The sequence below is a fragment of the Allobosea sp. P2_B12 genome (genome assembly GCF_056404835.1).
Window position 1 is genome coordinate 82,855 of sequence record NZ_JBFUDG010000013.1, and the last position, 25,257, is coordinate 108,111.

General features: G+C 67.5%; 20 protein-coding genes. 7 read left to right on the plus strand and 13 right to left on the minus strand.

Translation table 11 applies throughout. The features are described from left to right. Positions 1-126 precede the first annotated feature (126 nt). From AC1DYU_RS23095 to AC1DYU_RS23110, 4 genes are all read left to right on the plus strand, one after another. Entirely contained in the window at positions 127-1,341 is a 1,215-nt protein-coding gene (locus AC1DYU_RS23095; RefSeq protein WP_476793680.1) for an MFS transporter, read from the plus strand. An 87-nt stretch (positions 1,342-1,428) separates the two neighbouring features. Further along, positions 1,429-2,016 (plus strand): DinB family protein, encoded by a 588-nt coding sequence (locus AC1DYU_RS23100; RefSeq protein WP_476793681.1) that lies wholly within the window; start codon positions 1,429-1,431, stop codon positions 2,014-2,016. A 159-nt stretch (positions 2,017-2,175) separates the two neighbouring features. After that, positions 2,176-2,721, plus strand: a complete 546-nt coding sequence (gene ssb, locus AC1DYU_RS23105; RefSeq protein WP_158487395.1) for a single-stranded DNA-binding protein — start codon at positions 2,176-2,178, stop codon at positions 2,719-2,721. Positions 2,722-2,924: 203 nt separating this feature from the next. Further along, complete coding sequence (locus AC1DYU_RS23110; RefSeq protein WP_476793682.1) at positions 2,925-4,511, plus strand: ABC transporter substrate-binding protein; 1,587 nt, start codon at positions 2,925-2,927, stop codon at positions 4,509-4,511. Positions 4,512-4,688: 177 nt separating this feature from the next. Here the strand turns inward: AC1DYU_RS23110 and AC1DYU_RS23115 are convergent, their stop codons facing one another. Beyond that, positions 4,689-5,168 carry a VOC family protein gene (locus AC1DYU_RS23115; protein WP_476793683.1) on the minus strand — a complete coding sequence of 160 codons (480 nt, stop codon included), beginning with the start codon at positions 5,166-5,168 and terminating at the stop codon, positions 4,689-4,691. A gap of 187 nt (positions 5,169-5,355) precedes the next feature. Between AC1DYU_RS23115 and AC1DYU_RS23120 the strand changes: the two genes are divergently transcribed. Further along, entirely contained in the window at positions 5,356-6,471 is a 1,116-nt protein-coding gene (locus tag AC1DYU_RS23120; RefSeq protein WP_476793684.1) for a M20 family metallopeptidase, read from the plus strand. Between the two features lie 206 nt (positions 6,472-6,677). Here the strand turns inward: AC1DYU_RS23120 and gyrA are convergent, their stop codons facing one another. Then, on the minus strand, positions 6,678-9,473 hold the full coding sequence (gene gyrA / locus AC1DYU_RS23125; RefSeq protein ID WP_476793685.1) for a DNA gyrase subunit A: 2,796 nt from the start codon (positions 9,471-9,473) through the stop codon (positions 6,678-6,680). A gap of 418 nt (positions 9,474-9,891) precedes the next feature. Here gyrA and AC1DYU_RS23130 point away from each other — a divergent pair, with 418 nt between their 5' ends. Next, positions 9,892-10,524 (plus strand): MarC family protein, encoded by a 633-nt coding sequence (locus tag AC1DYU_RS23130; protein WP_476793686.1) that lies wholly within the window; start codon positions 9,892-9,894, stop codon positions 10,522-10,524. Positions 10,525-10,562: 38 nt separating this feature from the next. Here the strand turns inward: AC1DYU_RS23130 and AC1DYU_RS23135 are convergent, their stop codons facing one another. Beyond that, on the minus strand, positions 10,563-10,850 hold the full coding sequence (locus AC1DYU_RS23135; RefSeq protein WP_476793687.1) for a type II toxin-antitoxin system RelE/ParE family toxin: 288 nt from the start codon (positions 10,848-10,850) through the stop codon (positions 10,563-10,565). Further along, a complete protein-coding gene (locus AC1DYU_RS23140) occupies positions 10,837-11,136 on the minus strand; it encodes a type II toxin-antitoxin system RelB/DinJ family antitoxin (protein WP_476793688.1) in 300 nt (99 codons plus the stop codon). The genes AC1DYU_RS23135 and AC1DYU_RS23140 overlap by 14 nt, the downstream gene beginning before the upstream one ends. 284 nt (positions 11,137-11,420) lie before the next feature. Between AC1DYU_RS23140 and AC1DYU_RS23145 the strand changes: the two genes are divergently transcribed. Then, on the plus strand, positions 11,421-13,421 hold the full coding sequence (locus AC1DYU_RS23145) for a caspase family protein (RefSeq protein ID WP_476793689.1): 2,001 nt from the start codon (positions 11,421-11,423) through the stop codon (positions 13,419-13,421). A gap of 47 nt (positions 13,422-13,468) precedes the next feature. On the opposite strand, the gene AC1DYU_RS23150 is transcribed toward AC1DYU_RS23145, so the two are convergent. From AC1DYU_RS23150 to guaB, 9 genes are all read right to left on the minus strand, one after another. Then, complete coding sequence (locus AC1DYU_RS23150) at positions 13,469-14,857, minus strand: PepSY-associated TM helix domain-containing protein (protein ID WP_476793690.1); 1,389 nt, start codon at positions 14,855-14,857, stop codon at positions 13,469-13,471. Positions 14,858-14,963: 106 nt separating this feature from the next. Next, positions 14,964-15,311, minus strand: coding sequence for a hypothetical protein (locus AC1DYU_RS23155; protein ID WP_158484832.1), 348 nt, complete (start codon positions 15,309-15,311; stop codon positions 14,964-14,966). 144 nt (positions 15,312-15,455) lie between these two features. Beyond that, a complete protein-coding gene (locus AC1DYU_RS23160; RefSeq protein ID WP_476793691.1) occupies positions 15,456-16,661 on the minus strand; it encodes an E22 family MetX-like putative esterase in 1,206 nt (401 codons plus the stop codon). A gap of 193 nt (positions 16,662-16,854) precedes the next feature. Then, positions 16,855-18,612: an AsmA family protein gene (locus AC1DYU_RS23165; protein WP_476793692.1), complete on the minus strand. Its 1,758-nt coding sequence runs from the start codon at positions 18,610-18,612 to the stop codon at positions 16,855-16,857. 278 nt (positions 18,613-18,890) lie between these two features. Continuing rightward, positions 18,891-20,570, minus strand: a complete 1,680-nt coding sequence (locus tag AC1DYU_RS23170) for an ABC transporter permease (RefSeq protein ID WP_476793693.1) — start codon at positions 20,568-20,570, stop codon at positions 18,891-18,893. Further along, complete coding sequence (locus tag AC1DYU_RS23175) at positions 20,567-21,580, minus strand: extracellular solute-binding protein (RefSeq protein ID WP_476793694.1); 1,014 nt, start codon at positions 21,578-21,580, stop codon at positions 20,567-20,569. Before AC1DYU_RS23175 ends, AC1DYU_RS23170 begins: the two co-directional genes overlap by 4 nt. Before the next feature lie 225 nt (positions 21,581-21,805). Further along, entirely contained in the window at positions 21,806-22,801 is a 996-nt protein-coding gene (locus tag AC1DYU_RS23180) for a DUF2865 domain-containing protein (protein ID WP_476793695.1), read from the minus strand. 362 nt (positions 22,802-23,163) lie between these two features. Beyond that, a complete protein-coding gene (locus AC1DYU_RS23185; protein ID WP_476793696.1) occupies positions 23,164-23,574 on the minus strand; it encodes an MAPEG family protein in 411 nt (136 codons plus the stop codon). Between the two features lie 150 nt (positions 23,575-23,724). After that, positions 23,725-25,236 (minus strand): IMP dehydrogenase, encoded by a 1,512-nt coding sequence (gene guaB / locus AC1DYU_RS23190; protein WP_476793697.1) that lies wholly within the window; start codon positions 25,234-25,236, stop codon positions 23,725-23,727. Positions 25,237-25,257: the final 21 nt, after the last annotated feature.

A 25,257-nucleotide genomic window follows, 5' to 3' on the forward strand; every position in this document is an offset into this window, starting at 1 on the left:
CATTCCTTGCTTGGATGCATGCCGTCCCTGCATGATTTCGGCTGGCGCCGCGCCTCTTGCGGGTCCAATCGGTTGGTTAGCCAGGCAACCGACGACCGCGACAAGACGCCAGACGAAACGCCGGACATGACCATCAGCACGCCCGCCCGCCTTTCCCATCGTGCCGCCATGCCGGTCCTGATCGCGCTGAGCGCCACGCATCTGCTCAACGACATGATGCAGTCGCTGATCCCGGCGATCTATCCGATCATCAAGACCGCCTACGGGCTGGATTTCGGCCAGATCGGGCTGATCACGCTGACCTTCCAGATCACGGCCTCTCTGTTCCAGCCGCTGGTCGGTGCTTATTCCGACAAGAACCCGATGCCCTATTCGATGGTGGCGGGCATGGGCTTCACGCTGGCGGGGCTGATCGGGCTGGCCTATGCCGGCAGCTATCCGCTGCTGCTGCTTTCGGCGGGTTGCGTCGGGCTCGGCTCGTCGATCTTCCATCCCGAGGCGACCCGCATGGCGCGCAACGCATCGGGCGGCCGGCACGGGCTGGCGCAGGGCATCTTCCAGGTCGGCGGCCAGACCGGCGGCGCGCTCGGGCCGCTGCTTGCCGCCTTCATCATCGTGCCGCGCGGCCAGGCCAGCCTGGCCTGGTTCTCGGCCGCCGCGCTGCTCGCGATGATGCTGCTGACCTGGACGGCCGGGTGCTATGCAGAACTGCGGCGCCAGCAGGCAGCGACGCCATCGGCCCCCAAGGGCGCGGCGGCCACCGGTCCGGCCCGCTCGGCCGGCGCCGTGGTTCTGGCCGTGACGATCCTCGTCATCCTGCTGTTCTCGAAGAACGCCTATTCGCAGAGCTTCAGCTCGTTCTACACCTTCTACCTGATCGGCAAGTTCGGGGTGTCGGTGCAGAGCTCGCAGGTCATGCTCTTCCTGTTTCTCGCCTCGTCGGCGGCAGGCGCGTTGTTCGGGGGGATGCTGGGAGACCGGATCGGCCGCAACAAGATCATCTGGTTCTCGATCCTGGGCGCCTTGCCGTTCACGCTGATCCTGCCCTTCGCCGATCTGTTCTGGACCGGCGTGCTGACGATCGTCATCAACATGATCATGTCGAGCGCCTTTGCGGCCATCCTGATCTACGCGATGGAGCTGATGCCCGGTCGCATCGGCCTCGTCGGCGGGCTGTTCTACGGCCTGTCCTTCGGGCTCGGCGGCGTCGCGGCCGCGATCCTTGGCGAACTCGCCGACCAGATCGGCATCGACGCGGTCTACCGGATCTGCTCGTTCCTGCCGGCCATCGGCCTGCTCGCCTGGTTCCTGCCGAAAATCCGTGAGCAGCGACACGGCTAGGCGGGGGCGCCGCGATCCGGCCTAGCTGCTGCCGCGACTTGACCTGCCGGCCCGTGATAGCGTGGTTTCGTCGAACAGGAGGTCGTCATGCAGGACACCGTCATGGATGAGCTGCGTCCCTACCGGGCGATGGCCTGCAACAATCTCTGGGCCAACCATCGATTGCTGAACGCCTGCGCAGGGCTGTCGCAGCAGGATTTCGTCGCGACGCGCACCGGGTTCTTCCCGAGCCTGCGCGCGACGCTGAACCACATCCTGATCATCGACCATTTCTATATCGACGCCATGGAAGGCGGCAGGCTCGGGCCCGCCGCCTGGGCCGATCCGGAGCCTTGCGCGACTCTGCCCGCCCTGCAGGCCGCGCAGGAGGCGATGGACCGGCGCCTGATCGCAGTCGTCGAGGCGGCCTCCGGGCCCGGCCTCGGCCGCGTCGTCGAGGTGCATCGCGGAGCGAGCATCCAGCGCGAGCGGCTCGACCGGCTGCTGCTGCACCTGTTCCAGCATCAGGTCCATCATCGCGGCCAGGCGCATGCCATGCTCAGCGGCACGACGGTGGCGCCACCGCAACTCGACGAGTTCTTCTCGGCCGGCGAGGCCGGGCTGAGGGCCGAGGAGTTCGCGGCGCTCGGCCTGACCGAAGCGATGGTCTGGGGAGATGGCGAATGCCTGGCCTGAGCCTGCCCGGTCTCCGGGACGCGCCGACGAAATCCGGGGACAACCCTGCAAATGGCCCTTGAACAAAACAGGAACATGATTGATAGTGGCGCGGTCAGCCGGTAGGGTCCGGCTCCGGTTGCAAGCCGGTTTCGATGTGCGCAGGAAATGGAGCCTCTCATGGCTGGTAGCGTCAACAAGGTCATTCTGGTCGGCAATCTCGGCCGCGATCCCGAGGTCCGGCGTCTCGGCTCGGGCGAGCCGGTCGTCAACCTGCGCATCGCGACGTCGGAGACCTGGCGCGACAAGCAGTCGGGCGAGAAGAAGGAGCGCACCGAGTGGCACTCCGTCGTGATCTTCAACGAGAACCTCGCCAAGGTCGCCGAGCAGTATCTGAAGAAGGGCTCGAAGATCTATATCGAGGGCCAACTCCAGACCCGCAAATGGCAGGACCAGTCCGGCGTCGAGAAATACACCACCGAGATCGTGCTGCAGCGCTTCCGCGGCGAACTGACCATTCTCGACAGCCGCGGCCAGGGCGGCTCGGACGAGTATGGCGAGGGCGGCGGATCGATGGAGGATCGCTCCTCCGGCTCGTCCTTCGGCCGCTCCGGCCCCAGCAGCGGTGGTGGCGGCTCGCGCCAGCCGGCGATGGCGGGCGGTGGCGCCAGCAGCGGCGGCGGGCGCTCGTCCTCGAGCCATCTCGACGACGACATCCCGTTCTAGGATTTGCATCGCGACCGCCGAACGCGCCTGCATCGGCGCGCCTGAAAACATTGCACCGCGTCGTGCCGGGCTTCCCCGGTGCGGCGCGGTTCTCATGTGTGAACTCGCTCTCCTGGTGGTTTGGGCTGGCACGCGGCTTGCGATAGCCTGCGTCATCGCGGGGCCTGCCTGAGACAAGGCCTCCGGTCACAGGGGAGGCGGAGATGACGACACGGCGCGGATTCCTGGCAGGCGGCGCGGCGGCGCTGACCCTCTCTGCACCACGGCTCGCAGGGGCCGCAGATGCAAAGGTCCTGAAGTTCGTACCCCAGGCGGACCTCGCGGTCGTCGATCCGATCTGGACGACCGCAACGGTGACGCGCAACCACGCCTTCATGGTCTACGACACGCTGTTCGGGCAGGACGAGACCTACAAGGCTCAAGCTCAGATGGCCGAGGGCGCGGTGCCCGATGCCGACGGCAAGGTCTGGACCATCAGACTGCGCGACGGGCTGAAATTCCATGACGGGGCGCCGGTTCTGGCGCGCGACTGCGTCGCCAGCCTGACGCGCTGGGGCAAGCGCGATTCCTTCGGCCAGACGCTGTTTGGCCTGACCGACGAACTGGCTGCGGTCGATGACCGGACCCTGCGCTTCCGGCTGAAGAAGCCGTTTCCGCTTCTGCCCGACGCGCTCGCCAAGATGACGGCGTTCATGCCGGTGATCATGCCGGAGCGGCTGGCTCTGACGGATGCCTTCACCCAGGTCACCGAGGTCGTCGGCAGTGGGCCGTTCCGCTTCGTCGCGGCCGAGCGCCAGTCCGGCAGCCGCGCCGTCTACGAGAAATTCGCGGGCTATGTCCCGCGTGGCGACGGCAAGCCGGGCCGGACCGCCGGCCCAAAAATCGTGCATTTCGAGCGGGTCGAGTGGCACACGCTGCCCGATCCGGCGACGGCGGCGGCCGCGCTGCAGAGCGGCGAGATCGACTGGGTCGAGCAGCCGCTGCCGGATCTGCTGCCGGTGCTGGCGAAGAACCCGGCGATCGAGGTCGTCATCAAGGAGACCACCGGCGCGGTCGCGATCATGCGGATGAACCATCTGCATCCGCCCTTCGACAATCCGGCGATCCGCCGCGCCATGCTGCTGGCGATCGACCAGGCGGAGTTCATGAAAGCGGTCGGCGGGCCCGACAAGGCGCTCTGGCGCGCCGGCGTCGGCGTCTTCCCGCCGGGCACGCCGATGGCGAGCGATGCCGGCATGGAGGTGCTGAACAGCCCGCGCGATGTCGGCCGGGTCAAGCAGGCGCTGGCGGCGGCCGGCTACAACGGCGAGAAGGTCGTGCTGCTCGGCGTCACCGATCTCGCCAACCTCAAGGCGGAATGCGAGGTCGCCGGAGAGATGCTGAAGCGCATCGGCATGAATGTCGACTACCAGAGCATGGACTGGGGCACCGTCGTCGCCAGGCGCGCCAAGAAGGAGCCGCCTTCGCAGGGCGGCTGGAACTGTTTCTTCACCGGCTGGGCCGGGCTCGACATGTTCGACCCCGTCGGCCATCTCTCGCTGCGCGGCAACGGCGCCGCGGCCTGGCCGGGCTGGCCGGTCGCGCCCAAGATCGAGGCGCTGCGCGAAGCCTGGATCGAGGCGCCCGATCTCGCGGCGCAAAAGCGGATTGCCGCCGACATCCAGCGCCAGGTCTTCGAGGACGTGCCCTATGCGCCGCTCGGCCAGTATTTCCAGCCGACCGCCTATCGCCGGACGATCACCGGCGTGCTGCCGAGCTTCCCGACCTTCTGGAACGTCCGGCGGGTGTAAGGTCGCAAGCCTTCAAGCCAGGGCTTGCGTGATCGCAACAGCGCGGCGTCATCCCGGACAAGCGGCGAAGCCGCGCCGATCCGGGATCCATGCCTGAACCGTTCCGGAATGGATCCCGGGTCTCCCTTTGGTCGCCCGGGATGACGGCGCGCTTCTACTGGCTCAAAAAGGGGCCGTTCAGCCGACCGCCGCGCGCTCCAGCGCGGCGATGTCGATCTTCGTCATCTGCATCATCGCCTGCATGACGCGGCCGGCCTTGGCGGGGTCCGGGTCCATGTTGAGTTCGAGCAGCCGGTCGGGCGTGACCTGCCAGGACAGGCCGAACTTGTCCTTGAGCCAGCCGCAGTGGCTGGTCTGGCCGCCTTCGCCGAGCTTCTCCCAGAAGTAGTCGACCTCCTCCTGCGAGTCGCAATGGATGAGGAACGAAACCGCTTCGGTGAGCGTGAAATGCGGCCCGCCGTTCAGCGCCGTGAACTGCATGCCTTCGAGCTCGAAGGAAGCACACAGGACGCTACCCTTGGGTCCCGGACCGGCATCGCCGCAGCGCATCACCGGGCCGGCCTTGGCGTTCTTGAAGACGGACAAATAGAAGGCGACCGCCTCTTCAGCCTGATTGTCGAACCACAGGAAGGGGGTGATCTTCTGAACCGTGCTCATGGCGTCCTCCATCGTCGTCTTCGCGGCTTGCGTCAGGTCATTTACTTAACCAATTGGTTAAATAATGTGATGGCCGATGTCAACCCTGAAGCCCCGCGGATGGGTGACGCCATGCAACGAGGGCAGGGCGGCCGGCCCACGCGTCGTTCTTGCCTGAGCCGGCGTTCTTCGCGAAGCTGCCGGCATCATGAGCAGCATTGATCCCAGCGTTTCCGCCCTCTCCGTCTGGCTTGCCCTGGAAAGCCCCACCCACCACACGCCCGGCGTTAACGGCATGATGGACCTGGTCGCCCACGAGGTCGAAAGTCTGCCGATCGCGGTCGAGCGCATTCCCGGGCGCAACGGCCTCGGCGACAGCCTGATCCTGCGGGCCGGCCTCGACAATGGCGAGGCGTCGGTCGCGGTCATGTCGCATCTCGACACGGTCCATCCGGTCGGGACCAGCGCGCGCGACCTGCCCGTGCGCGTCGAGGGCGACAGGCTTTATGGGCCAGGCGTCTACGACATGAAGGGCGGCGCCTGGCTCGCGCTCCAGGCCTTCAAGGAGGTCGCGCTGTCCGGCACGGCGAAGCGGCCGATGGTCTTCCTGTTCACGCCCGACGAGGAGATCGGCTCGCCGACGACGCGCGGCCTGATCGAGCAGATCGGCCGGGCGTCGGCTGCCGTGCTGGTGACGGAACCGGCGCGCGAGGGCGGCAAGATCGTCACCGCGCGCAAGGGCGTCGGGCGCTTCGAGGTCAAGCTCGAAGGCCGGCCGGCGCATTCGGGCTCGCGCCATGCCGATGGCCGCAGCGCGATCCGCGAGGCCGCCCACCAGATCCTGGCGATCGAGGCCATGACGGACTATGCGCGCGGCATCACCACCTCGGTCGCGCTGATGGGCGGCGGCACGGCGGCCAATGTCATTCCGCAGCATGCCTGGTTCAGTGTCGATCTGCGCGTCGCCAGCCTGGCGGACGGCATCGAGATGGAGAGCCGCATCCTCGGCTTGAAGCCGCATGACCCCGATGTCGCGATCAAGATCAGCGGCGGCATGAACCGGCCGCCTTACGAGAAGTCGACGGCGGTGGCGGGACTGTTCGAGACGGCACGGACGATCGCGGCCGGCATCGGCTTTTCGCTGGAGGATTGCCCGATGACCGGCGGCGGCTCGGACGGCAACTTCACCGCCGCGCTCGGCGTGCCGACGCTGGACGGGCTCGGCATCGATGGCGAGGGCGCCCATACGCTCAGCGAATACGCGCTGATCTCCTCGATCGCGCCGCGGCGCGCGCTGATCAAGGGGCTGCTGGAGACGGTGTAAAACACTGTTTGAAGCCCTCATCCTGAGGAGCCGCGAAGCGGCGTCTCGAAGGATGTGGGCTGAGGGGGCTAACGGGCCCTGTAGACGGTTGCCGTCATGGTCGGGCTTGTCCCGACCATCCACGTCTTCCTTCGTCGAGCCCTATGACCAAGACGTGGATGCTCGCCACAAGGGCGAGCATGACGTGTGAGCCACCGGCGAGGAGATCACTCCCCGCCGTTCTCCTCCGGCGCCGGGCCGGCTTCGGCCTCGCCCTCTTCGCTGTCGCCCTCGTCGCCGATGCGCTCGACCGAGACCACCTTCTCGCTGGCGTCGGTGTTGAACACCGTGACGCCCTGCGTCGAGCGGCCGGCGATGCGGATACGGTTGCCCGGGCCGGCATCGACGGGAACGCGGATGACCTGTCCGCCATCGGTGACGAGCATGATCTGGTCGCGCTCATCGACCGGGAAGGAGGCGATCAGCTTGCCGTTGCGGTCGTTGACGACCATGGCGACGATGCCCTTGCCGCCGCGCCCGGTGACCCGGTACTCGAAGGACGAGGTGCGCTTGCCGTAGCCCTTTTCCGACAGGGTCAGGATGAACTGCTCGGATGCGTCCATCTGGGCATAGCGCTCAAGGCCGAGTTCGATGTCGCCGGCGGGCTCCTCGGTATCGACCGGAACCACGGTCTCCGCGCTGTCGTCGCCTTCGCCGTTGAAGGCCTTGCGGGCAGCGGCCGAGCGCTTGAGATAAGCGGCGCGTTCATCCGGCGTGGCGTCGAGATGGTGCAGGATCGCCATCGAGATGACGATGTCGCCCTTGCCCAGGTTGATGCCGCGCACGCCGGTCGAATCGCGGCCCTTGAAGACGCGCACCTCGGGCACCGCGAAGCGGATGCACTGGCCGAGCGCGGTGGTTAGCAGGACGTCGTTGCCCTCGGTACAGATCTGCACGTCGACGATGGCGTCGCCCTCGTCGAGCTTCATCGCGATCTTGCCGGCGCGGTTGACGTTGACGAAGTCCGACAGCTTGTTGCGCCGGACGCCGCCGGACGCCGTGGCGAACATTACGTCGAGCTTGTCCCAGCTCTCCTCGTCCTCCGGCAGCGGCATGATCGTGGTGATGCGCTCGCCCTTTTCGAGCGGCAGCATGTTGACCAGCGCCTTGCCCTTGGCGTTCGGCGCCGCCAGCGGCAGGCGCCAGACCTTTTCCTTGTAGACCTGGCCGAGCGAGGAGAAGAACAGCACCGGCGTATGGGTGTTGGCGACGAAGAGGCGGGCGACGAAATCCTCGTCGCGGGTCGCCATGCCGGAGCGGCCCTTGCCGCCGCGGCGCTGCGCCCGATAGGTCGAGAGCGGCACGCGCTTGATGTAACCGGCATGGGACACGGTCACGACCATGTCCTCGCGCGCGATCAAATCTTCGTCGTCGAGATCGGAACCCCAGTCCTGGATCACGGTGCGGCGCGGCGTGGCGAACGCGGCTCTGATCTCGGCCAGTTCGTGCTTGATGATCGTCTGGATGCGGACGCGCGAGCGCAGGATGTCGAGATAATCGGCGATCTCGGTGGCGAGCTTCTGCAGCTCGTCGCCGATTTCGTCGCGGCCCAGAGCCGTCAGGCGGGCGAGGCGCAGTTCGAGGATCGCCTTGGCCTGCGCGTCCGACAGGCGATAGGTGCCGTCGGCATTGATCGGATGGCGCGGATCGTCGACCAGCGCGATCAGCGGGGCGATGTCCTCGGCCGGCCAGTCGCGGTCCATCAACGAGGCGTGCGCGACGGCCGGCGTCGGCGCGGTGCGGATCAGGCGGATGACCTCGTCGATATTCGCCACCGCCGTCGCCAGGCCGCAGAGCACATGGGCGCGCTCGCGGGCCTTGTTGAGCAGGAAGCGCGTGCGCCGCGAGACGACCTCCTCGCGGAACTCGACGAAGGCGACGATGAAGTCCTTGAGGTTCAGGACCTCCGGGCGGCCGCCGGTCAGCGCGACGAAGTTGCAGCCGAAGGAGGTCTGGAGCTGGGTGAAGCGATAGAGCTGGTTCAGCACCACGTCGGCCAGCGCGTCGCGCTTGATCTCGATGACGACGCGCACGCCCTCGCGGCTGGATTCGTCGCGCAGGTCGGAGATGCCCTCGATGCGCTTCTCGCGCACCATGTCGGCGATCTTCTCGACCATCGAGGCCTTGTTCACCTGATAGGGAACCTCGGTGACGATGATCGCCTCGCGCTCCTTGCGGAGCTCCTCGATATGCGTCTTCGAGCGCATCACCACCGAGCCGCGGCCGGTGTGATAGGCGGCGTGGATGCCGCTGCGGCCCATGATCGAGGCGCCGGTCGGGAAGTCCGGACCGGGCACGATCTCGATCAGCTCGTCGATCGTGATCTCGGGATTGTCGATCAGCGCGACGCAGGCATCGATCACCTCGCCGAGATTATGCGGCGGGATGTTGGTCGCCATGCCGACCGCGATGCCGCCGGCGCCGTTGACGAGCAGGTTGGGATAGCGCGCCGGCAGGACCTTGGGCTCGCGCTCCTTGCCGTCATAGTTTGGCTGGAACTCGACGGTGTCGAGGTCGAGGTCCTCCAGCAGCGGCATCGCCGCCTTGTCGAGCCGGGCTTCCGTATAACGATCGGCCGCCGGTGAATCGCCGTCCATCGAGCCGAAATTGCCCTGGCCGTCGATCAGCGGCAGGCGCAGCGAGAAGTCCTGCGCCATGCGCACCAGCGCGTCATAGACCGCGAGATTGCCGTGCGGATGGTATTTACCCATCGTGTCGCCGACGATGCGGGCGCATTTGGTGTAGGGCCGGTCGGGCAGGTTCTTGTTCTCGTGCATCGAGAACAGGATGCGCCGGTGCACGGGCTTGAGGCCGTCGCGGACGTCGGGCAGAGCGCGGCTCACGATCACGCTCATGGCGTAATCGAGATAGCTCTTCTTCATTTCGTCGGTGATCGCGATCGGCTTGATGTCGCCGCCGAAATGCGGCTCGTCCGGGCGCTTGTCGTCTGTGTCGTCGCTCAAGGGATTGGGTCCCGATTCCTGCTTGTTTTCAGGCTTCTGGCTACCCGATTCCAGTGGTTTAGGCCAGCCGCGCCACCGGCTTTTCGGTGGAAAATAAATTCAATTAAATCAAGTACTTGTATGCCGTTTCGGAAACGCCTTCCGATCCTCTCCACATTCCCGCCTTGATTGGACTTCGCTGGGAGCGAAAACAGGCTCGAGCGACGTGGCGACGCGTTGACTGATCCTCCAGCCCTCATCCTGAGGAGGTCGCCTTGGCGACCGTCTCGAAGGATGCTCCAGCTCGCTCCGGAACCTCCTGGAGCATCCTTCGAGACGCTGCTGCGCAGCTCCTCAGGATGAGGGCTGAGCGTAGGCCGCTGCGCTTCAGAGCCGTCGGCCCTTCCGGTGCGGCGCGCGGCGTGTCTTAACTGCCCCCATGCTCCTCGATTTCCTCACCTCCGCCCTTGTGACGCTGCTCGTCACGCTCGACCCTCCAGGGCTGGCGCCGATCTTCCTGTCGTTGACGCAGGGCATGTCGACGGGCGAGCGCCGGCAGGTCGCGGTCCGGGCCTGCATCATTGCCTTCGGCATCCTCGCCTTCTTCGGCGTGGCGGGCGATGTGGTGCTGAAGGCGCTCGGCGTCTCGCTGCCGGCCTTCCGCATCGCTGGCGGGCTGCTGCTGTTCTGGATCGCCTTCGAGATGGTGTTCGAGCGCCGCAGCGAGCGCAAGCAGCAGACGGCGACGGCGGCGATCACGCAGGATCACATCCGCAATGTCGCGGCCTTTCCGCTGGCGATCCCACTGATGGCGGGGCCGGGTGCGCTGACCGCGATCATCCTGCTGGCGGGCCGGGCGGACGGCGACCCGCTGAGGCTGGCCGCGCTCGCGCTGATCTGCGGCCTGGTGATCTTGTCCTGCCTCGTCGTGTTCTGGCTGGCCGTGCCGCTGGCCCGCCTGCTCGGCATCACCGGCAACGTCGTGCTGACGCGCCTGCTCGGCGTCATCCTGGCGGCTCTGGCGGTGCAGTTCGTGATCGACGGGGTGGGGGCGGTGGTCCGGGCGGGGTAGGCCGGTTGCCAGGGTTTCCCGGTAGGGCGCAGAGCGCCCTAGCCTTGGCTTGGCGGCCATTGCCGTGCGGCGTGCAGGACCCGCAGGATGCGGATGGTCGTGTCGTCCTCCGCATAAACGACAATATAATTGGCCCCGATGGTCATTTCCCGTGTGCCCTCAACCCGGCCGGATCGGAAAAGCTTCGGGAAGGCCGGTAGCTTCGCAACCTTCGCTTCGATCTCGTTCTTCAGGCGTTGGGCCGCCTCGGGGTTGTCGTCCGCGATGTAGTCCACGATGGACAACAGGTCAGCGCGCGCCACCTGACGCCATTCAAGCTTTGGCAAGGTGCTTCCTGTCGATCAGGGCCTGCACCTCATCCATGACCTGTTCGTGGGGCAGACCGGCCCCCGGATCGGCCAGGGCTTCGCGCACCTTGGTCCGAAACCAGGCGTCATGGGCTTCGGGATCGACAGCAAGTCCTGCGGGGAGACCGCCTTCCTTGACAACACGGGTCAGCAGAATGCGCACGGCATCCGAAACGGAGAGGCCGAAGCCGGCGAGCGTTTCCGCCGCTTCCGTCTTGAGGTGATCGTCGATGCGGACATGCAACATCGATGTGCGTGCAGCCACCGTGAGAGCTCCCCTTGCTGATCGAGGCGGAGTATGTCTCTCAATTGAGAGACAAGCAAGCGAAGTCTTCATCCCGGATCGGAGCCGTTTCGCGGCTTGTCCGGAATGACGGCGCGGTTCCATGCATCGTCGTGTAACTGTCGCCCCCGAGTCCGCGACCTCCGTCAATTGGATGATGCCGGCCCGGTGCGGCTTGGCGATACTCGGGCGGGGAATCACGCGAATCGGGAGGCAGCATGCGGCTCGGATCAGGGAGGCTCGCGGCGGCGTTCGCCGCTATCGCCATGGCGTTTGCGATTGTGACGATGGGCGCCGCATCGGCGCAGGCGCCCAAGCGGCTCGCCTTCGTCATCGGCAATGGCGGCTATACCGGGGTCGCGCCGCTGCAGAACGCGCTGAACGACGCCAATGCGACGCGCACCGTGCTGCAGGAGGCCGGCTTCGACGTCGTGCCCGCGACCGATGCGACGCTGGCGGGGATGCGCAGCGCGCTCGATACCTTCATCGAGCGGGTCCGTGCCGCCGGCACCGGCGCGACCGCGATGGTCTATTATGCCGGCCATGCGGTCCAGCTCGACGGCACCAACTATCTGCTGCCGGTCGATGTGCGGCTGACGCGCTCGACCGATCTGGCATCGCGGGCGCTGTCGCTGAGCGAGATCCTGCGGCGGCTCGACGGCACCGGCGCGGTCTCCAAGATCGTCGTGCTCGACGCCTGCCGCAACAACCCCTTCGCCAATGCCGAGCTCGCGCGCGGGCTCTCGCTCCAGCTCGTCGACGGCGTCAGCGAAGGCATCCGCTCGGAGGCCGGTCTGGCGCGGATCGATTCCGGCAGCGGCACCTTCGTAGCCTTCTCGACCTCGCCGGGCGCCACCGCCGCTGACGGCACGGGAACCAACAGCCCCTTCACCACCGCCTTCCTGCGCGAGATGCGCGAGCCTGGCCTGCCGATCGAGCAGCTCTTCCGCCGCATCCGGCTTGCCGTCCACGACACCACCAGCGGCCAGCAGATCCCCTGGGAGACCTCCTCGCTGATTACCGACTTCACCTTCTTCCAGCGTCCGGCGACTGCGCCCGGTACGGCGCCGGCAGCTCCGGCCACGGCGCCGGGCCCCTCGCTGACGATGCGGCCGACAGCGGCGGCGCTCCGCGCCATGGCACCGGCCGACGCCTATCGCGCCGCCATCGCCTGGGACCGGCGCGACATCTATCGCGCCACGCTCGACGCTCATCCTGACGACGAACGCACCGTGCGGCTGTATCGCAGCTTCACCTTGCGCACGGAGGAGACGGCATGGGCCGAGACGGTGCGCGCGGGCGATGCCGAATCCCTGCGGCTCTTCGCCCGGCTCTATCCGGGTTCGCCGCATGTCGCGGAGGCGCTGCGTCTGGCGCCCGGCGCGCCCAGCCGCAACCGCGTCCAGGTTGCCGCGATGTGCCCCGTCTGCCCGGCGTTGCAGCCGCGCAGCCGCCGCGCCGACTTCACGCCGCGCGATGTCGCGCCCGCCCGCGTCGCGCCGGCCCGGCAGGCGCCGTTTGCGCCGCCGTCCGGCCCGGCTCCGGTACAGCCGGCCGAGATTCCCGAACTGCCGCCTGCGCTCCTGCCCGGCAAGCCGCGCTGGACCGGCTTTTATGTCGGCGGCTCGGTCGGCGGTGCCGACCAGAGTTCGCCGACGCGGATCGCCGGCGTCGGGCCCAACAACGAGGTCCAGACCTCGATCGATGCCGGCAATGTCGCGTCGCGGCTGTCGCCCTCGGGCCGCAACGTCACGATCTCGGGCCAGGCCGGCTTCAACTACCAGATCGGCATGGTCGTGCTGGGAGCCGAGACGGATTTCTCGGCGATGCACACCGGCGGCCGTAAGTCGTCGACGGTCAATCCCTTCGGCGTCCAGGTGACGACGCAGACGCAAAACGAGCTGTTCACGCTCGGCACCGTGCGCGCGCGGGCCGGCGTCGCCTTCGGCGACCTCATGGTCTTCGCCACCGGCGGCTATGCCTATGGCCATCTCGGCCAGCGCGGCGCGATCAACCCCGACCCGACGAACAACCCGACCTATGCGGGCTCGAACGGGCAGATGGCCTCGGGCTGGGCTCTGGGCGGCGGTCTCGAATATGCGCTGGGGCCGATGCTGTCGCTGAAATTCGACTATCTCCGCTACGATCTCGGAACGCAGCGCGTCGTGCTCAGCGAGACGCTCGGCTTCTTCACCGACGAATATGCGACGATGCGGGCGAAGACCCGTGGCGACATGCTGCGCATGGGCTTGAATATCGGCTTCTGAGCGGTGGGGAGCGCCGCCGGTGATGGCGGCGCTCCGAAGGGAAGGGATCAGGAACTGCGGGCCATTCGCCAGCGGGCAATATCGACGATCAGGAACAGCGCGAGGCTGGCGCCGATGAGAGGCAAGGCCCATCCGAGCGCGGCTGCGACCAGCAGCATCGCCGCCCGCTCCAACCCGCGCAGGCGCAGCCAGGACTGGATGAGCGTGCGCGGAAGGGCTCCGGCCGATGGGCGCTGGCGCCACCAGATGCGATAACCCAGCAGCGTCAGCACGATGAGCGCGATGCCAAGGCCGGCCATCAGCATCTGGTTCGGCCAGCCGAACAGGATGCCCATATGCAGGTCGATGCCCCAGCGGATCAGCTTGGCGATCAGCGGGAAGGTCTCGAAATCGGCACGGCTGACTACGGACAGATCGCGCGGATCGACCGCGATGGTATCGACCTGCGTCGGCCAGCTCCGGTCGTATTCCCGCACCAGCCAGGCCTGGCCCTCGGCGCGCGGCGGACGGATCTCGAGATGGGGCGAGTCGATGCCGGCCTTTTGAGCCGCCGCGAGGACGGCGTCGAATTGCGCGGCGCTACCGGGTTGCATGATCGGCATGGCGGAGGTGGCCGTGCCGTGATGGGCATGTTCGCCTCCGGCGACCGGAGCTGCGTCGAGCTTCACCGAAACGGAAGGCGTGACCCAGCCGAGCGTCGCGCGCAGGGCGTCGATCCGGTCGCCGGCATGTTTCGACCAGGTCAGCCCGGTGACCGAGACGAAGACGAGGCCCAGCGACAGCGCAAGCCCGGTCAGGCCGTGCCAGCGTCGCAGCCGCAGCGCCGGGTTGATCGCGGCGCGTTTCGCGGCCTGAGGATGCCGCCGCCAGAACCAGAGCAGGACGCCGCCGAGCGCCACCGCCCAGAGCCAGGAGGCGGCGAGTTCGCTGTAGTTGCGGCCGAATTCGCCGAGCAGCAGGTTGCGGTGCAGGTAGTCGAGCGTCGTGCGGAAGGGCAGGATGCCGCTGGTGCCGTAGACGACGAGATCGCCCCGCACCGCCAGCGAGACCGGATCGATGAAGACGGCGCGACTTTCGGAATCGCCGAGGCCCTGCTGCGCGAACATCACGCGGCTGGTCTCGCCTCGCGACGGTGCAGGCCGTAGGGCGAAGAGGCGCGGGCCTTCGCCGACATGGCTGCGGGCAGCAGCGATCTGGGCTGCGAGTGGCGCAGGCTCGCCGGTCGTGGCCGCCGTCAGTTGCTGGCGGTAGAGCAGCGTTTCCAGTTGCGGCGTCAGCACATAGAGCGTGCCGGTGAGCGCCGCGACCAGGATGAACGGGCCGACGAACAGCCCGGCATAGAAGTGAAGCCTGGCGACGAACGCCTTGAGTTCGGACGAAAGCCCGATGGCACGGCCGGCTTCGGCACGCGCCTCGAAATCCGCATGAGCGGTCATGGATGATCCTCGTAGACGGTCTGGATGGACAGCGCCGGGACCGCGCGCGCCAAGCTTGTGGCGACCGGTGCCCGGCATGGCAGGCGGCCGCATCGGCCGCCCCGCGTCAGACGAGGGAAGGGGGTCCGCGTGGCCGGCCGGCGAGCCGGTCATGGCCGGGCAGGCCCGGAGGCGCGGGATCGTGGAAGGAGGTCGGGGCGCTGGAGCGGGCCGGCGAGCCAAGCAGCAACATCTTGGCGGGCGGCGCGGCGTAGGCAACGCCGAGCGCGCTGCAGCCGCTCTGGCAGCAGGCGGGGAGATGCGGGATCGACGCATCGTCAGGCTTGGGGACGCCTTCCGCGCCGGGCGCGCACAGCGTCAGATGGATCGCCTTGTCGAGCAAGGCGGGGCCGAGGCTCTGCCCCAGCAGCGCGCTGCCGAAGAAGGCCTGAAGCAGGACGGCATAGGCCGCCACGAGCGCGACCCAGGACCTTCCGACTGGAGATCTCCCTCCCATGCGCTGCTTCGCGATCAACCGCTGCCCCCCGATCGCGTCAGCGATAGCGCAGGGCGGCGCGGCTTGGCCAGTCCAGCGCGCCCGACTCCGCCTTAGCTGTAGCTATTTTTCCAGGAAGGCCCGGATCGCGGCTTCGGCCTGCTTCATCGAGATGACGCCGTCGAGATGGCCGCGCGAGCCCTGGATCAGGACATGGGTCAGGTCGACCCCGCCCTTCTTCAGGGTCTCGGCCGTGTGGTTGACGGTGTCGGCAGTGAAGACGAGGTCCTTCGGCTGGGTGATCAGCAGCATCGGTGCCTTGATCTTCGTGGCGGCATCCGCGAGCGAGGTGCCGCCCGCGGCGAAGAGCTGGTTCGCCTTGACCAGATAGAGGAAATGGTTCGCGTCGGAGACTTTGGCGCGGGCCTCGCCGGCATTGTCGAGGATGCTCTGGACCTGGAAGCGGTTGGACAGGGCCTTGGCCGGGTCTTCGTCCGGCTTGGCCGGGCGGCGGCCGAAGGTGGCGTTGGCCCAGTCGGCGTGGTTGGCCTGCAGCGTCACCACCGCCAGCGCCTTGGCGAGACCGGCATTCGGCGGTGTCTTGCCGTAATAATCGCCCTTGTTCCAGTTCGGATCGACCAGGATGGGCGCAGCCCAGACGTCGAGCCAGGCGATGAGCTGCGCATCGGCCTCGCCGGCGCCGATCACCGGCATGGCCTTGGCGACCATCTCGGGATAGGACGCCGCCCATTCGAAGGTCTGCAGCGAGCCCATCGAGGGGCCGGCGACCAGCGCCAGACGCTTGATGCCGAGGCTTTCGACCAGCGCCTTCTGGACATTGACGAAATCGCCGACGGTCACGATCGGGAAGTCGAGCGCATAGGGCTTGCCCGTGTCGGGGTTGACCGAGGCCGGGCCGGTCGTCGTCGTCTTCGGGTCGCCGGTGTTGAGGTTCACCAGCGTGTCCGAGGAGAGCACGAAGTATTTGTTGGTATCGATCGCCTTGCCCGGGCCGATGATCGCGTCCCAGTAACCGGGCGCGGCGTCCTTGGCGTCGTATTTGCCGGCCGCATGCGAGTTGCCGGAGAAGAAGTGGCAGATCAGGATGGCATTGGATTTGTCGGCATTGAGCGTGCCGTAGCTCTCCCAGCCGACCTTGACGTCCTTGAGGGTGCGGCCGCCCTGCGTCGTGTAGCTCGGCAGCGTGAAGACCTTCTTCTCGGTGACCAGATCCTGGGCCGCATTTTGGGCCGCAGCCGGCTGCGCCTCGATCATCGCCATCGCCATCCATCCCACGACGCCGGCCGTGGCCGCGATCCAGTATTTCATTCGCCGGTTTCCTTGCCCTGTGCAGCCGTCGCGCGGCCTTGACGCCATCCAAGCTGAATTCGACGTCGAACGGAAGCGGGGAAAACAGGCGCCAGATTATCGGACCGGATGTCGTATCCGATCCGATGATCCGGCGCATTGTGGCAGCATCGGCTTTCCCGAAAACCGCATGCCACTTTTCGGGCCGATGCTCTCAGCGCAGCGGCAGAGGCGCGCCGCCGATCGCCCCGGTCGGGCGCAGCATCGATTCCGGCTCGAGTTCGAGCGTCGGCGCCTCGATCGGACCCGTCAGGCTGAAGGGCAGCCTCAGTGCGCCCGTCGTTGGCTGCAGCAGGGCCAGCATGTCGAGGGTCTGCGTCGGCAGCGAGGCGGTGCCCGCCAGCGTCAGCCGATAGCCCTGACCCGCCATCTGCGCATCGCCGAGCGTCAGAACACCGTTGGCGATGACGGCATTGGCACTGGCGATCTCGAAACCCGTCCTGCCCTGGCGCCAGTCGCGCAGTGCCGGCCCTGGATTGCGCTCGGCCCGGCGCAGCAGGTCGCCGAAGGCAAAGCCGGCCAGCTCGCCCTGGCGCAGGGCCAGCGTCGCCTTGCCGCTGAACGAGCCGAGCAGCTCCGGCAGCGAGCGCCCGAGCCCGTCGAGGCTGAGCTGCAGGCCGCCGGTGCCGCTGAGGCGGGCGATCTGCGGCAGGTCGACGCCGGCCTGGCCGAGATTGATCTTGTCCAGCCCGGCGATGAGCTTGACGTCGATGCCATCAGGCGTCGCCATGGCGAGCAGGCGGCCCTTGACGCTGCCGCCATAGGCATTGGCGCGCAGGATGCCGGTCTCGAAACGGCCCGTCTTGACCAGGAGATAGGTCGCGACGTCGCCGAGCCTGGCGCCGTTGAAACGCGCGGCCTCGACCGAGACGCGCAGATCGATGTCCTGCGCGGTCCAGGCGTCGAAGGGCAGGGCGGCGGCACCGGGGCCTGCGTCCGGCGCGGCGATGTCCATGCGCGAGACCAGGCGCCCGAGATCCAGCTCGGCGCCGGCCAGGGTGCCCGACAGCGACGGGCGCCCGGCCGACATGGTGACGTTCAGCGCGCCATCGAGCCGGTCTGCGTCGAGGCGGGCGACGACATTGCTCAGGGCCATGTCGTGCGGCCTGATCCGGGCGTCGGCGGTGAGGCTGAACGCACCGATCGCGGAGGCCAGCCGCGGCCGCTCGCCGAACCAGCCGAGAAGCTCCGGCAGCGCCCGCGTCGTCAGGCTCAATTGCCCGGTGGTGATGGGTTCCGGCGAAGCGCTGCGGGTGCCGTCGAAGCTCAGCTTCAGCAGCGACGAGGTCACGCTGAGCGAGGTCCGGCCGCGACCGGTCGCGACCGGCCAGAGCAGATTGACCTCGGTGGGAACGCCGCGCCAGGTCAGCGAGCCCGAGATCGCCAGCGGCTGCTCCGCCTCGCGCTCGTCGAGAACGAGATTGACGTCGCGCAGGATGGTCGCGATCGCGCCTTGCGCCCGCATGAAGATCGAGCCGGCGGTGATGATGATCCGGCTCTGGCCGCGCAGGCCCTGGAGATAGTCGACCGGGGCTGCGAGCCAATCGGAGAGGCCGTCGCTTTTGGGCGCCACCGCGACGTCGATCTGCGGCGCGACGAGGTCGATCCTGTCGAAATCGACGCGCCCGACGAGCAGCGGCAACAGCCTGGCGCGCGCTCTGATGCGTAACGCGCGGCCCGAGACCTCTCCGCCCCGCTGGCTGAAGCCGACATTGGAGAGGCTGATGCGCGGCAACGGCAACAGCGCGATCTCGGCGCGATCGAGCCCGGTCACCACGAGACCGGTGCGCGCCTCGATCGCCGCGATGACGTGCTTCTCGACGCGAGCGACCGCGATGCTCCAGGATTGCAGGCCGAGCAATCCGAGCATGATGACGATGCTGTAGACGAGGATCGAAGCGCGTCGCGTCATAGGGTTTCGGGGATCATGGGCTTTCGGATCGATGGGCTTTCGAAACGTGGTGGACTGTCGAACCGGCGTCGGGGCGGCTTGCCGTCCCGCCGAGATGGTGCGTCGGCGGCCGCACCCAAGCGATACCGTCCGGGCCTATGCCCCGCCTCTCACTCACCATGGGGAGGGCATGAAGCCGACCGAAATACGGCGCCCAGCTTTCGGCATCATGTCCCGTGCGGTGCCCGGTTTAGGCCGATGGCCGCGACTTGTCGAGCCGGCGAACCGGGCCGGCTGCCTCATGCCCGCTGGCCAGCGGCGCGCGCCAGCCTGATGGCGGGGTAGAGGCCCGCGAGCACGATCAGCAGGCCGGCCAGCGCGCCGTCCTCGAAGGAGCCGCGCGCGGCGTGGCCGTAGACCGTGGTCGCCAGCGTGTCGACGTTCAGCGGACGCAGCAGCAGGGTCGCAGGAAGCTCCTTCAGGCAGTCGACGAAGACGAGCAGGGCGGCGGCCGCGATGGCCGGGCGGGCGAGGGGCCAGTGCAGCTTGCGCAGCACCTGCGGCGCGCTGGCGCCGAGCGTGCGTGCGGCGTCGTCGATGCGGGGCGAGATCCGCGCCAGCCCGCTCTCGATGCCGGAAACCGCGATCGTCAGGAAGCGCACGACATAGGCGAGAACGAGCGCGGCCCCCGAGCCGATCAGCAGCAGGCCGGGGTTGAAGCCGAGCCAGCGCGACGCGGCATTGGCGACGACATTGTCGAAGGCGGCGAGCGGCACCAGCAGCCCGAGCGCCAGCACGGTGCCCGGAACGGCGTAGCCGAGCGAGGCGATACGGGCCAGCGCTGGGAGCCAGGGTTCGCGACCCTGGCGGCTGGCGGCGACGATGCCGATGCCGATCGCGATCACGATGCCGGCGGCGAGGCCGGAAAAGACGAGGGCATTGACGAGGCTGCGCAGCAGGGCGGCGTCGAATTGCTGCCAGAGATCGCGCCGCAGCACCTCGAGGCCGAGAAAACCGATCGGCAGCACCGCGCCGAGCAGGACCGGCAGGGCGCAGGCGAGGCTCGCCGCCAGCGCGAGGCGCCCCGCGAGCGGCACCCGCCCGACGGCGCGCGGCTGGCGCACGGGCAGGGCGAAGCGACGCTGGCCGCGCAGCCTGCCCTCGATCAGGATCAGGGCGACGACGATCAGCAGCATGACACAGGCGATCTGCGCCGCGCCGGGCAACGAGCTGCGGTTGACCCAGGTCGTGTAGATCGACAGCGTCAGCGAGCGGACGCCGAGATATTCGCTGGCGCCGATGTCGTTCAGCGCCTCGAGCAGCGCCAGCGTCAGACCGGCGGCCAGCGCAGGCCGCGCCATCGGCAGGCCGATGCGCCAGAACAGCCGGCCGCGCGAGGCGCCCAAAGTCCGGGCCGATTCGACGATCGCCGCGGCCTGGAGGCCAAACAGCGCCCGCACGCTGAGATAGACATAAGGGTAGAGCACGATCGCCATGATGCAGATCGCGCCCAAGAGGTTGCGCGGATCGGGAAACCAGTAGTCGCGCAGCGAGCGCCAGCCGGTCAGCGCCCGCAAGGCCCCCTGCAGGGGCCCCTGGAAGCCGAGGAATTCGACGTAGACATAGGCGGTGATGTAGGTCGGCAGTGCCAGCGGCAGCACCAGCAGCCATTCGAAGGCGCGCCGGCCCGGAAACTCGTACTGGGTCACCAGCCAGGCCGCTCCGACCCCGATGAGCGCGCAGAGCAAACCGACGCCGAGCAGGAGCAGCGCCGTGTCGGCCAGGGCGGCGGGGATGACGTTGGCCGCCAGATGCGGCCAGATCGACGCGGCTTGCGAGGACAGGGCCGTGATCGCGAGCGCCAGCACCGGCAGGCCGACGAGGGCCGCACCGAGCAGCGAGGCGAAGACAAAACGCGTCGACGGCCGCCACGTCAGTGGCGACCGTCGCTTGGTGGCGAAAGGAGCGCTCAGGCTCAATTGTCGAAGCCGACCTTGTCGACGAGATCGGCCGCCGCCTTGCGGTTCTTGGCGACGTCGCCGAGCGGCGTGGTGTCGGGCGTCACCGCGCCGAGCAGCTTCACCGCGGCGCTTTCCTTGACGTCCTGATTGACCGGGAACTCGAAATTGCCGTCCGCGTACAGGGCCTGGGCCTTCTCGCCGAGCATGTACTCGACCAGCTTGACGGCATTGTCCTTGTTGGGCGCATTCCTGGCGATGGCGGCGGCGGAGACGTTCACATGGGTGCCACCACCGGCGAAGGTGGTCTTGAGTGGCTTGATCGCGTCATACCAGCCCTTCTGCTCGTTCTTCGCGACGCTCATCAGCCCGATATAATAGGTGTTGATCAGGGCGATGTCGCACTGGCCGGAGAGGATGTCGCGGGCGACGTCGCGGTCGCCGCCGCCGGGCTTGCGGGCGACATTGGCCTTCAGCGCCTTGAGATAGGTCTCGGTCTTCTCGGCGCCGTTGCGGGCGAGATAGGCCGCGAAGAAGGCGTTGTTATAGGGGTGCTGGCCGGCGCGGATGCAGAACTTGCCCTTCCACTTGGGGTCGGCGAGGTCCTCATAGGTGATGGCGTCCTGGCTGACGCGCTCCTTCGAGACGATGACGATGCGGGCGCGCTTGGTCAGCGTCACCCAGTTGTCGCCGGGGCCGCGGAGTTGCACTGGGACGATCTTGTCGACGACCGCCGACTTGATCGGCTGGGTCACGCCGGCGTCGACGGCCGCGTTGATCTCGCCGACATCGACCACCAGCATCACATCGGCCGGGCTGTTGGCGCCTTCGGCCTTGATGCGCTCCTGCAGGCCGTCCTTGAGGAAGACGGCATTGACCTTGACGCCGGTGTCCTTGGTGAAGGCTTCCAGGACCGGATTGAGCAAAGCGGGCTCGCGGGTGGTGTAGAGGTTGACGCTCTGCGCCAGGGCGGGAGACGCCAGCACGCTGGCGCTCAACGCCAGGCCGTAGAGATGCCTTTTTCCGATCATTGTTCGCTCCGTCGGTTCAAAAGCGCCAAGCGCGCATCTGCGGACCGATAGAGCCCCGCCGCCGGGGCGTCAATTCGATAAACCTTTTAAATCAAAGCGTTAAAGTGGTTCAGCTCTAGTTCTTTATTAGAATAATTCGAATAAAAGAGCCATCCATCGGAAACGGCTTGGCTTTTTGCGCGACAGGCGTGGCGTGCGACTTTCGCCGCCCGCCTTTGGTCTCTGTTATTGTGACGCAGATGTGAGCGAAATCATGCGGACAGGACCGCGCATGCTCGGGGCGAGCGAGCCGCGCAGCGCAACGACGGCGTCGCTGGCGAGATTGTCGTCGTGCAGGCTCGCCTCGCGCAGGCGCATCTGCCGGCGCACGCCACGGGCTTGCGCCTCCATGCGGGAGACGCCGACGCGCTCGTCGATCTGCTTGCGCTGGCCCTTGCTGAGTTCCGACGCGCTGCGGAAGTCGCGGAAGTCGCGCGTGCTGTAGGGCCAGCGCGAGCCGCCCGCGAAGGTCCTGACCTTGCCGTCGAGCACGACGCTATCGCCGGGGCGCAGGGTGAAATCGCGCAGCAGCGAGATGCGACGCTCGCCGGCCTGGACGATGGCGGGACGGCACGCGGCCGCGTCGCGCGTGGTCTCATGGCTGTAGGCCATCGGCAGGGCGCTGTAGCGTTTGCCATCGGCGGCCTGCGCGTTGCCAATCTCGGCGGCGCCAGCGGCGACGCGGAAGACCTTGACGGGAATGCCGGGGTTCATCGCCTGGCACAGCGCCTCATGCGCCTTCATGTCGGAGGCGGCGTGCAGATAGCCGATCGGCGCGTGGAAGCCGTCGCAGAGGCGCACGCAGATGGTGCGCGCGACGTCGGCCGCGCCGGAGACGGTGTCGAGCCGGACATGGGCAGTATTTGCAGTGCTTTTGGCCTGGCGCTTCGGGCCGTCGCTTGCCACGCGCTGCTGCCGGAACGGGTTGAGATCGACCGGCGGATGCGCGATGCGGCCGTCCGCCTCCATCCGCAGCAGCGGAATCTGCCAGCCGGAGCGGGCCGGGGCATAGGCGTAGGCGCGGGGCTGGGCCGGCTGACCTGGCGCATGATAGCTGGCGGCCTGGCGGTTCGCCGCTTCCTGGCGATGAAAGGCGCGGATGCCCGCGTCGTCCTCGGCCTGCACCAGGGAGACGGTAAAGACCGCCCCCCCAGCGCCTAGGGCAAGTCCTAGAGCAGCCAAGGCGACGAGTCTCGCCGGACTGGCGGTCCGTGGCTCACTCCCTCGTGGCAGGCTCTCGGCGGAAACACTTGAAGCGACAGCTCTTTCGGCGCAGGTCGAAGCCTGCGTCGCAACGTCTCGGACACGCAACATCGCGTCGACTCCACCCTACGCTTGTTTACTCGTCCGCCGCCTGCCGGGTGTAGTTTACTTTTTGTTAAGGTTCAACGCCGCCACAGGATTCGGCCGGCAAAACCGCCGCGATGCTTAACGCGACGCGCTTGCGCAGGACTTGTGTCGTGAAAGCGGGCTCATTGTCACTGCTTGGCTCCGCCCGCAATGTCGGCAGGGTTCTTGCGTGACTCCGCGATCGACCGCGGCTGCTACAGCACGGCTAGGACGACGCCGATCCACATGCCGAACAGGATGACGACGCCGACCGCGAAGATGGCGGAGCGGAGCTTGAGGTCGTTCGAGCCGATATGGACCAGCGTATGGGCGACGCGCGTCGCGACAAAGGCCCAGGCGAGGCCGGCCATGATGTAGCTGGCCGCGCCGACCTCCATCGCCAGCATGATCAGCGCGAAGAAGATGACCGGCGTCTCGAACTGGTTGGAGAAATTATTGGCGGCGAGGCGGGCAGGCTCCGGATACGCTTCCGTCGAGACTGCGATGTCGGCCATCCGTATCTGCTTGCCGGTGAACGCTGCCTTGCGCCGCAGGAAGACGATGACGAGGACGACGAAGATCCAGAGGATCAGGGCCAGGGAGGGATAGACCAGCTTGAGCGTCATCAGCGTTTCCGATCGTCCGGCGGCGCGGCGTCGGGCCGGCGCAGCGTGATCGGGAGCGAAGCGAACATACCCGCAGAATGCAAGCGCGGCGGGCCGCAATGGACCCGCCGCGTTGAAGATGATGGTGGATAGTTGGCCTGTCCGGGCGCTTCAGGAGCGGGTCGGGTAGTTCGGGCTCTCGCGCACGATGGTGACATCGTGGACATGGCTCTCGCGCAGGCCCGCGCTGGTAATGCGGATGAAGCGGGCCTTGGCCTGGTAGTCCTTCAGGTCCTTGCCGCCGACATAGCCCATCGCGGCGCGCAGGCCCCCGGCGAGTTGGTGCAGCACGCTGGAAACCGGGCCCTTATAGGCGACCTGGCCCTCGATACCCTCCGGCACCAGCTTCAGCGCGTCCTTGATGTCCTGCTGGAAGTAGCGATCGGCGGAGCCGCGCGCCATCGCGCCGACCGAGCCCATGCCGCGATAGGATTTGTAGGAGCGGCCCTGGTAGAGGAAGGTCTCGCCCGGGGTCTCGTCGGTGCCGGCCAGGAGCGAGCCGACCATGGCGCAGGAGGCGCCCGCCGCCAGTGCCTTGGCGAGATCGCCGGAATATTTGATGCCGCCATCGGCGATCACCGGGATGCCGGCCTTCTGCGCGGCGGAGGCCGCATCCATCACGGCGGTGAGCTGCGGCACGCCGACGCCGGCGACGATGCGGGTGGTGCAGATCGAGCCTGGCCCGATGCCGACCTTGATGGCGTCCGCGCCGGCATCGATCAGCGCCTGGGCGCCGCCGGCGGTGGCGACGTTGCCGGCGATGATCTGGACGGCGTTGGAGAGCTTCTTCACCCGCGTCACCGCCTCCAGCACCTTGGCGGAATGGCCATGGGCGGTATCGACGACGATGATGTCGACGCCGGCGTCGATCAGCATCTGCGAGCGCTCGAAGCCGAGATCTCCGGTCGTCGTGGCGGCCGCGACCAAAAGCCGGCCATGCGAATCCTTGGCCGCATTGGGATGCGTGACCTGCTTCTCCATGTCCTTGACGGTGATCAGGCCGATGCAGCGGTAATGGTCGTCGACGACGAGCAGCTTCTCGATGCGGAACTGGTGAAGCAGGCGGCGGGCCTCGTCCTGGGCGACGCCTTCGCGCACCGTGATCAGGCGGTCCTTGGTCATCAGTTCGGAGACCGGCTGCTGCGGATTGGCGGCGAAGCGGACGTCGCGATTGGTCAGGATGCCGACGAGCTTGCCCTTGTGGCCCTGCGCCCCGCGCTCGACCACCGGGATGCCGGAAATGCGGTTCTGCTTCATCAGCCCGAGCGCGTCAGCGAGCGTCTCGTCGGGGAAGATCGTGATCGGGTTGAGAATCATGCCCGATTCGAATTTCTTGACGAGGCGGACTTCCGCCGCCTGCTGGTCGGCCTCGAGATTGCGGTGGATCACGCCCATGCCGCCGGCCTGGGCCATGGCGATCGCCATGCGGGCCTCCGTCACCGTGTCCATGGCCGAGGCGACGATCGGCAGGTTCAGCGAGATCGTCTTGGTGAGCTGCGTCGAGATGTCGACATCGGCCGGCATGACCTCGGACGGGCCGGGCTCGAGGAGCACGTCGTCGAAGGTGAGCCCGTCGCGGATCAGGCCGCCTTGAGCAATCAGACCGTTTTGGGGAAGCGTCATCGTCAACTCCGACACCGGCTT

Excerpts from the sequence above, each read along its gene's own strand:
- AC1DYU_RS23095 (WP_476793680.1), top strand. The coding sequence starts at position 127 with ATGACCATCAGCACGCCCGCCCGCCTTTCCCATCGTGCCGCCATGCCG.
- AC1DYU_RS23100 (WP_476793681.1), top strand. The coding sequence starts at position 1,429 with ATGCAGGACACCGTCATGGATGAGCTGCGTCCCTACCGGGCGATGGCC.
- ssb (WP_158487395.1), top strand. The coding sequence starts at position 2,176 with ATGGCTGGTAGCGTCAACAAGGTCATTCTGGTCGGCAATCTCGGCCGC.
- AC1DYU_RS23110 (WP_476793682.1), top strand. The coding sequence starts at position 2,925 with ATGACGACACGGCGCGGATTCCTGGCAGGCGGCGCGGCGGCGCTGACC.
- AC1DYU_RS23115 (WP_476793683.1), bottom strand. The coding sequence starts at position 5,168 with ATGAGCACGGTTCAGAAGATCACCCCCTTCCTGTGGTTCGACAATCAG.
- AC1DYU_RS23120 (WP_476793684.1), top strand. The coding sequence starts at position 5,356 with ATGAGCAGCATTGATCCCAGCGTTTCCGCCCTCTCCGTCTGGCTTGCC.
- AC1DYU_RS23130 (WP_476793686.1), top strand. The coding sequence starts at position 9,892 with ATGCTCCTCGATTTCCTCACCTCCGCCCTTGTGACGCTGCTCGTCACG.
- AC1DYU_RS23145 (WP_476793689.1), top strand. The coding sequence starts at position 11,421 with ATGGCGTTTGCGATTGTGACGATGGGCGCCGCATCGGCGCAGGCGCCC.
- AC1DYU_RS23150 (WP_476793690.1), bottom strand. The coding sequence starts at position 14,857 with ATGACCGCTCATGCGGATTTCGAGGCGCGTGCCGAAGCCGGCCGTGCC.
- AC1DYU_RS23160 (WP_476793691.1), bottom strand. The coding sequence starts at position 16,661 with ATGAAATACTGGATCGCGGCCACGGCCGGCGTCGTGGGATGGATGGCG.
- AC1DYU_RS23165 (WP_476793692.1), bottom strand. The coding sequence starts at position 18,612 with ATGACGCGACGCGCTTCGATCCTCGTCTACAGCATCGTCATCATGCTC.
- AC1DYU_RS23175 (WP_476793694.1), bottom strand. The coding sequence starts at position 21,580 with ATGATCGGAAAAAGGCATCTCTACGGCCTGGCGTTGAGCGCCAGCGTG.
- AC1DYU_RS23185 (WP_476793696.1), bottom strand. The coding sequence starts at position 23,574 with ATGACGCTCAAGCTGGTCTATCCCTCCCTGGCCCTGATCCTCTGGATC.
- guaB (WP_476793697.1), bottom strand. The coding sequence starts at position 25,236 with ATGACGCTTCCCCAAAACGGTCTGATTGCTCAAGGCGGCCTGATCCGC.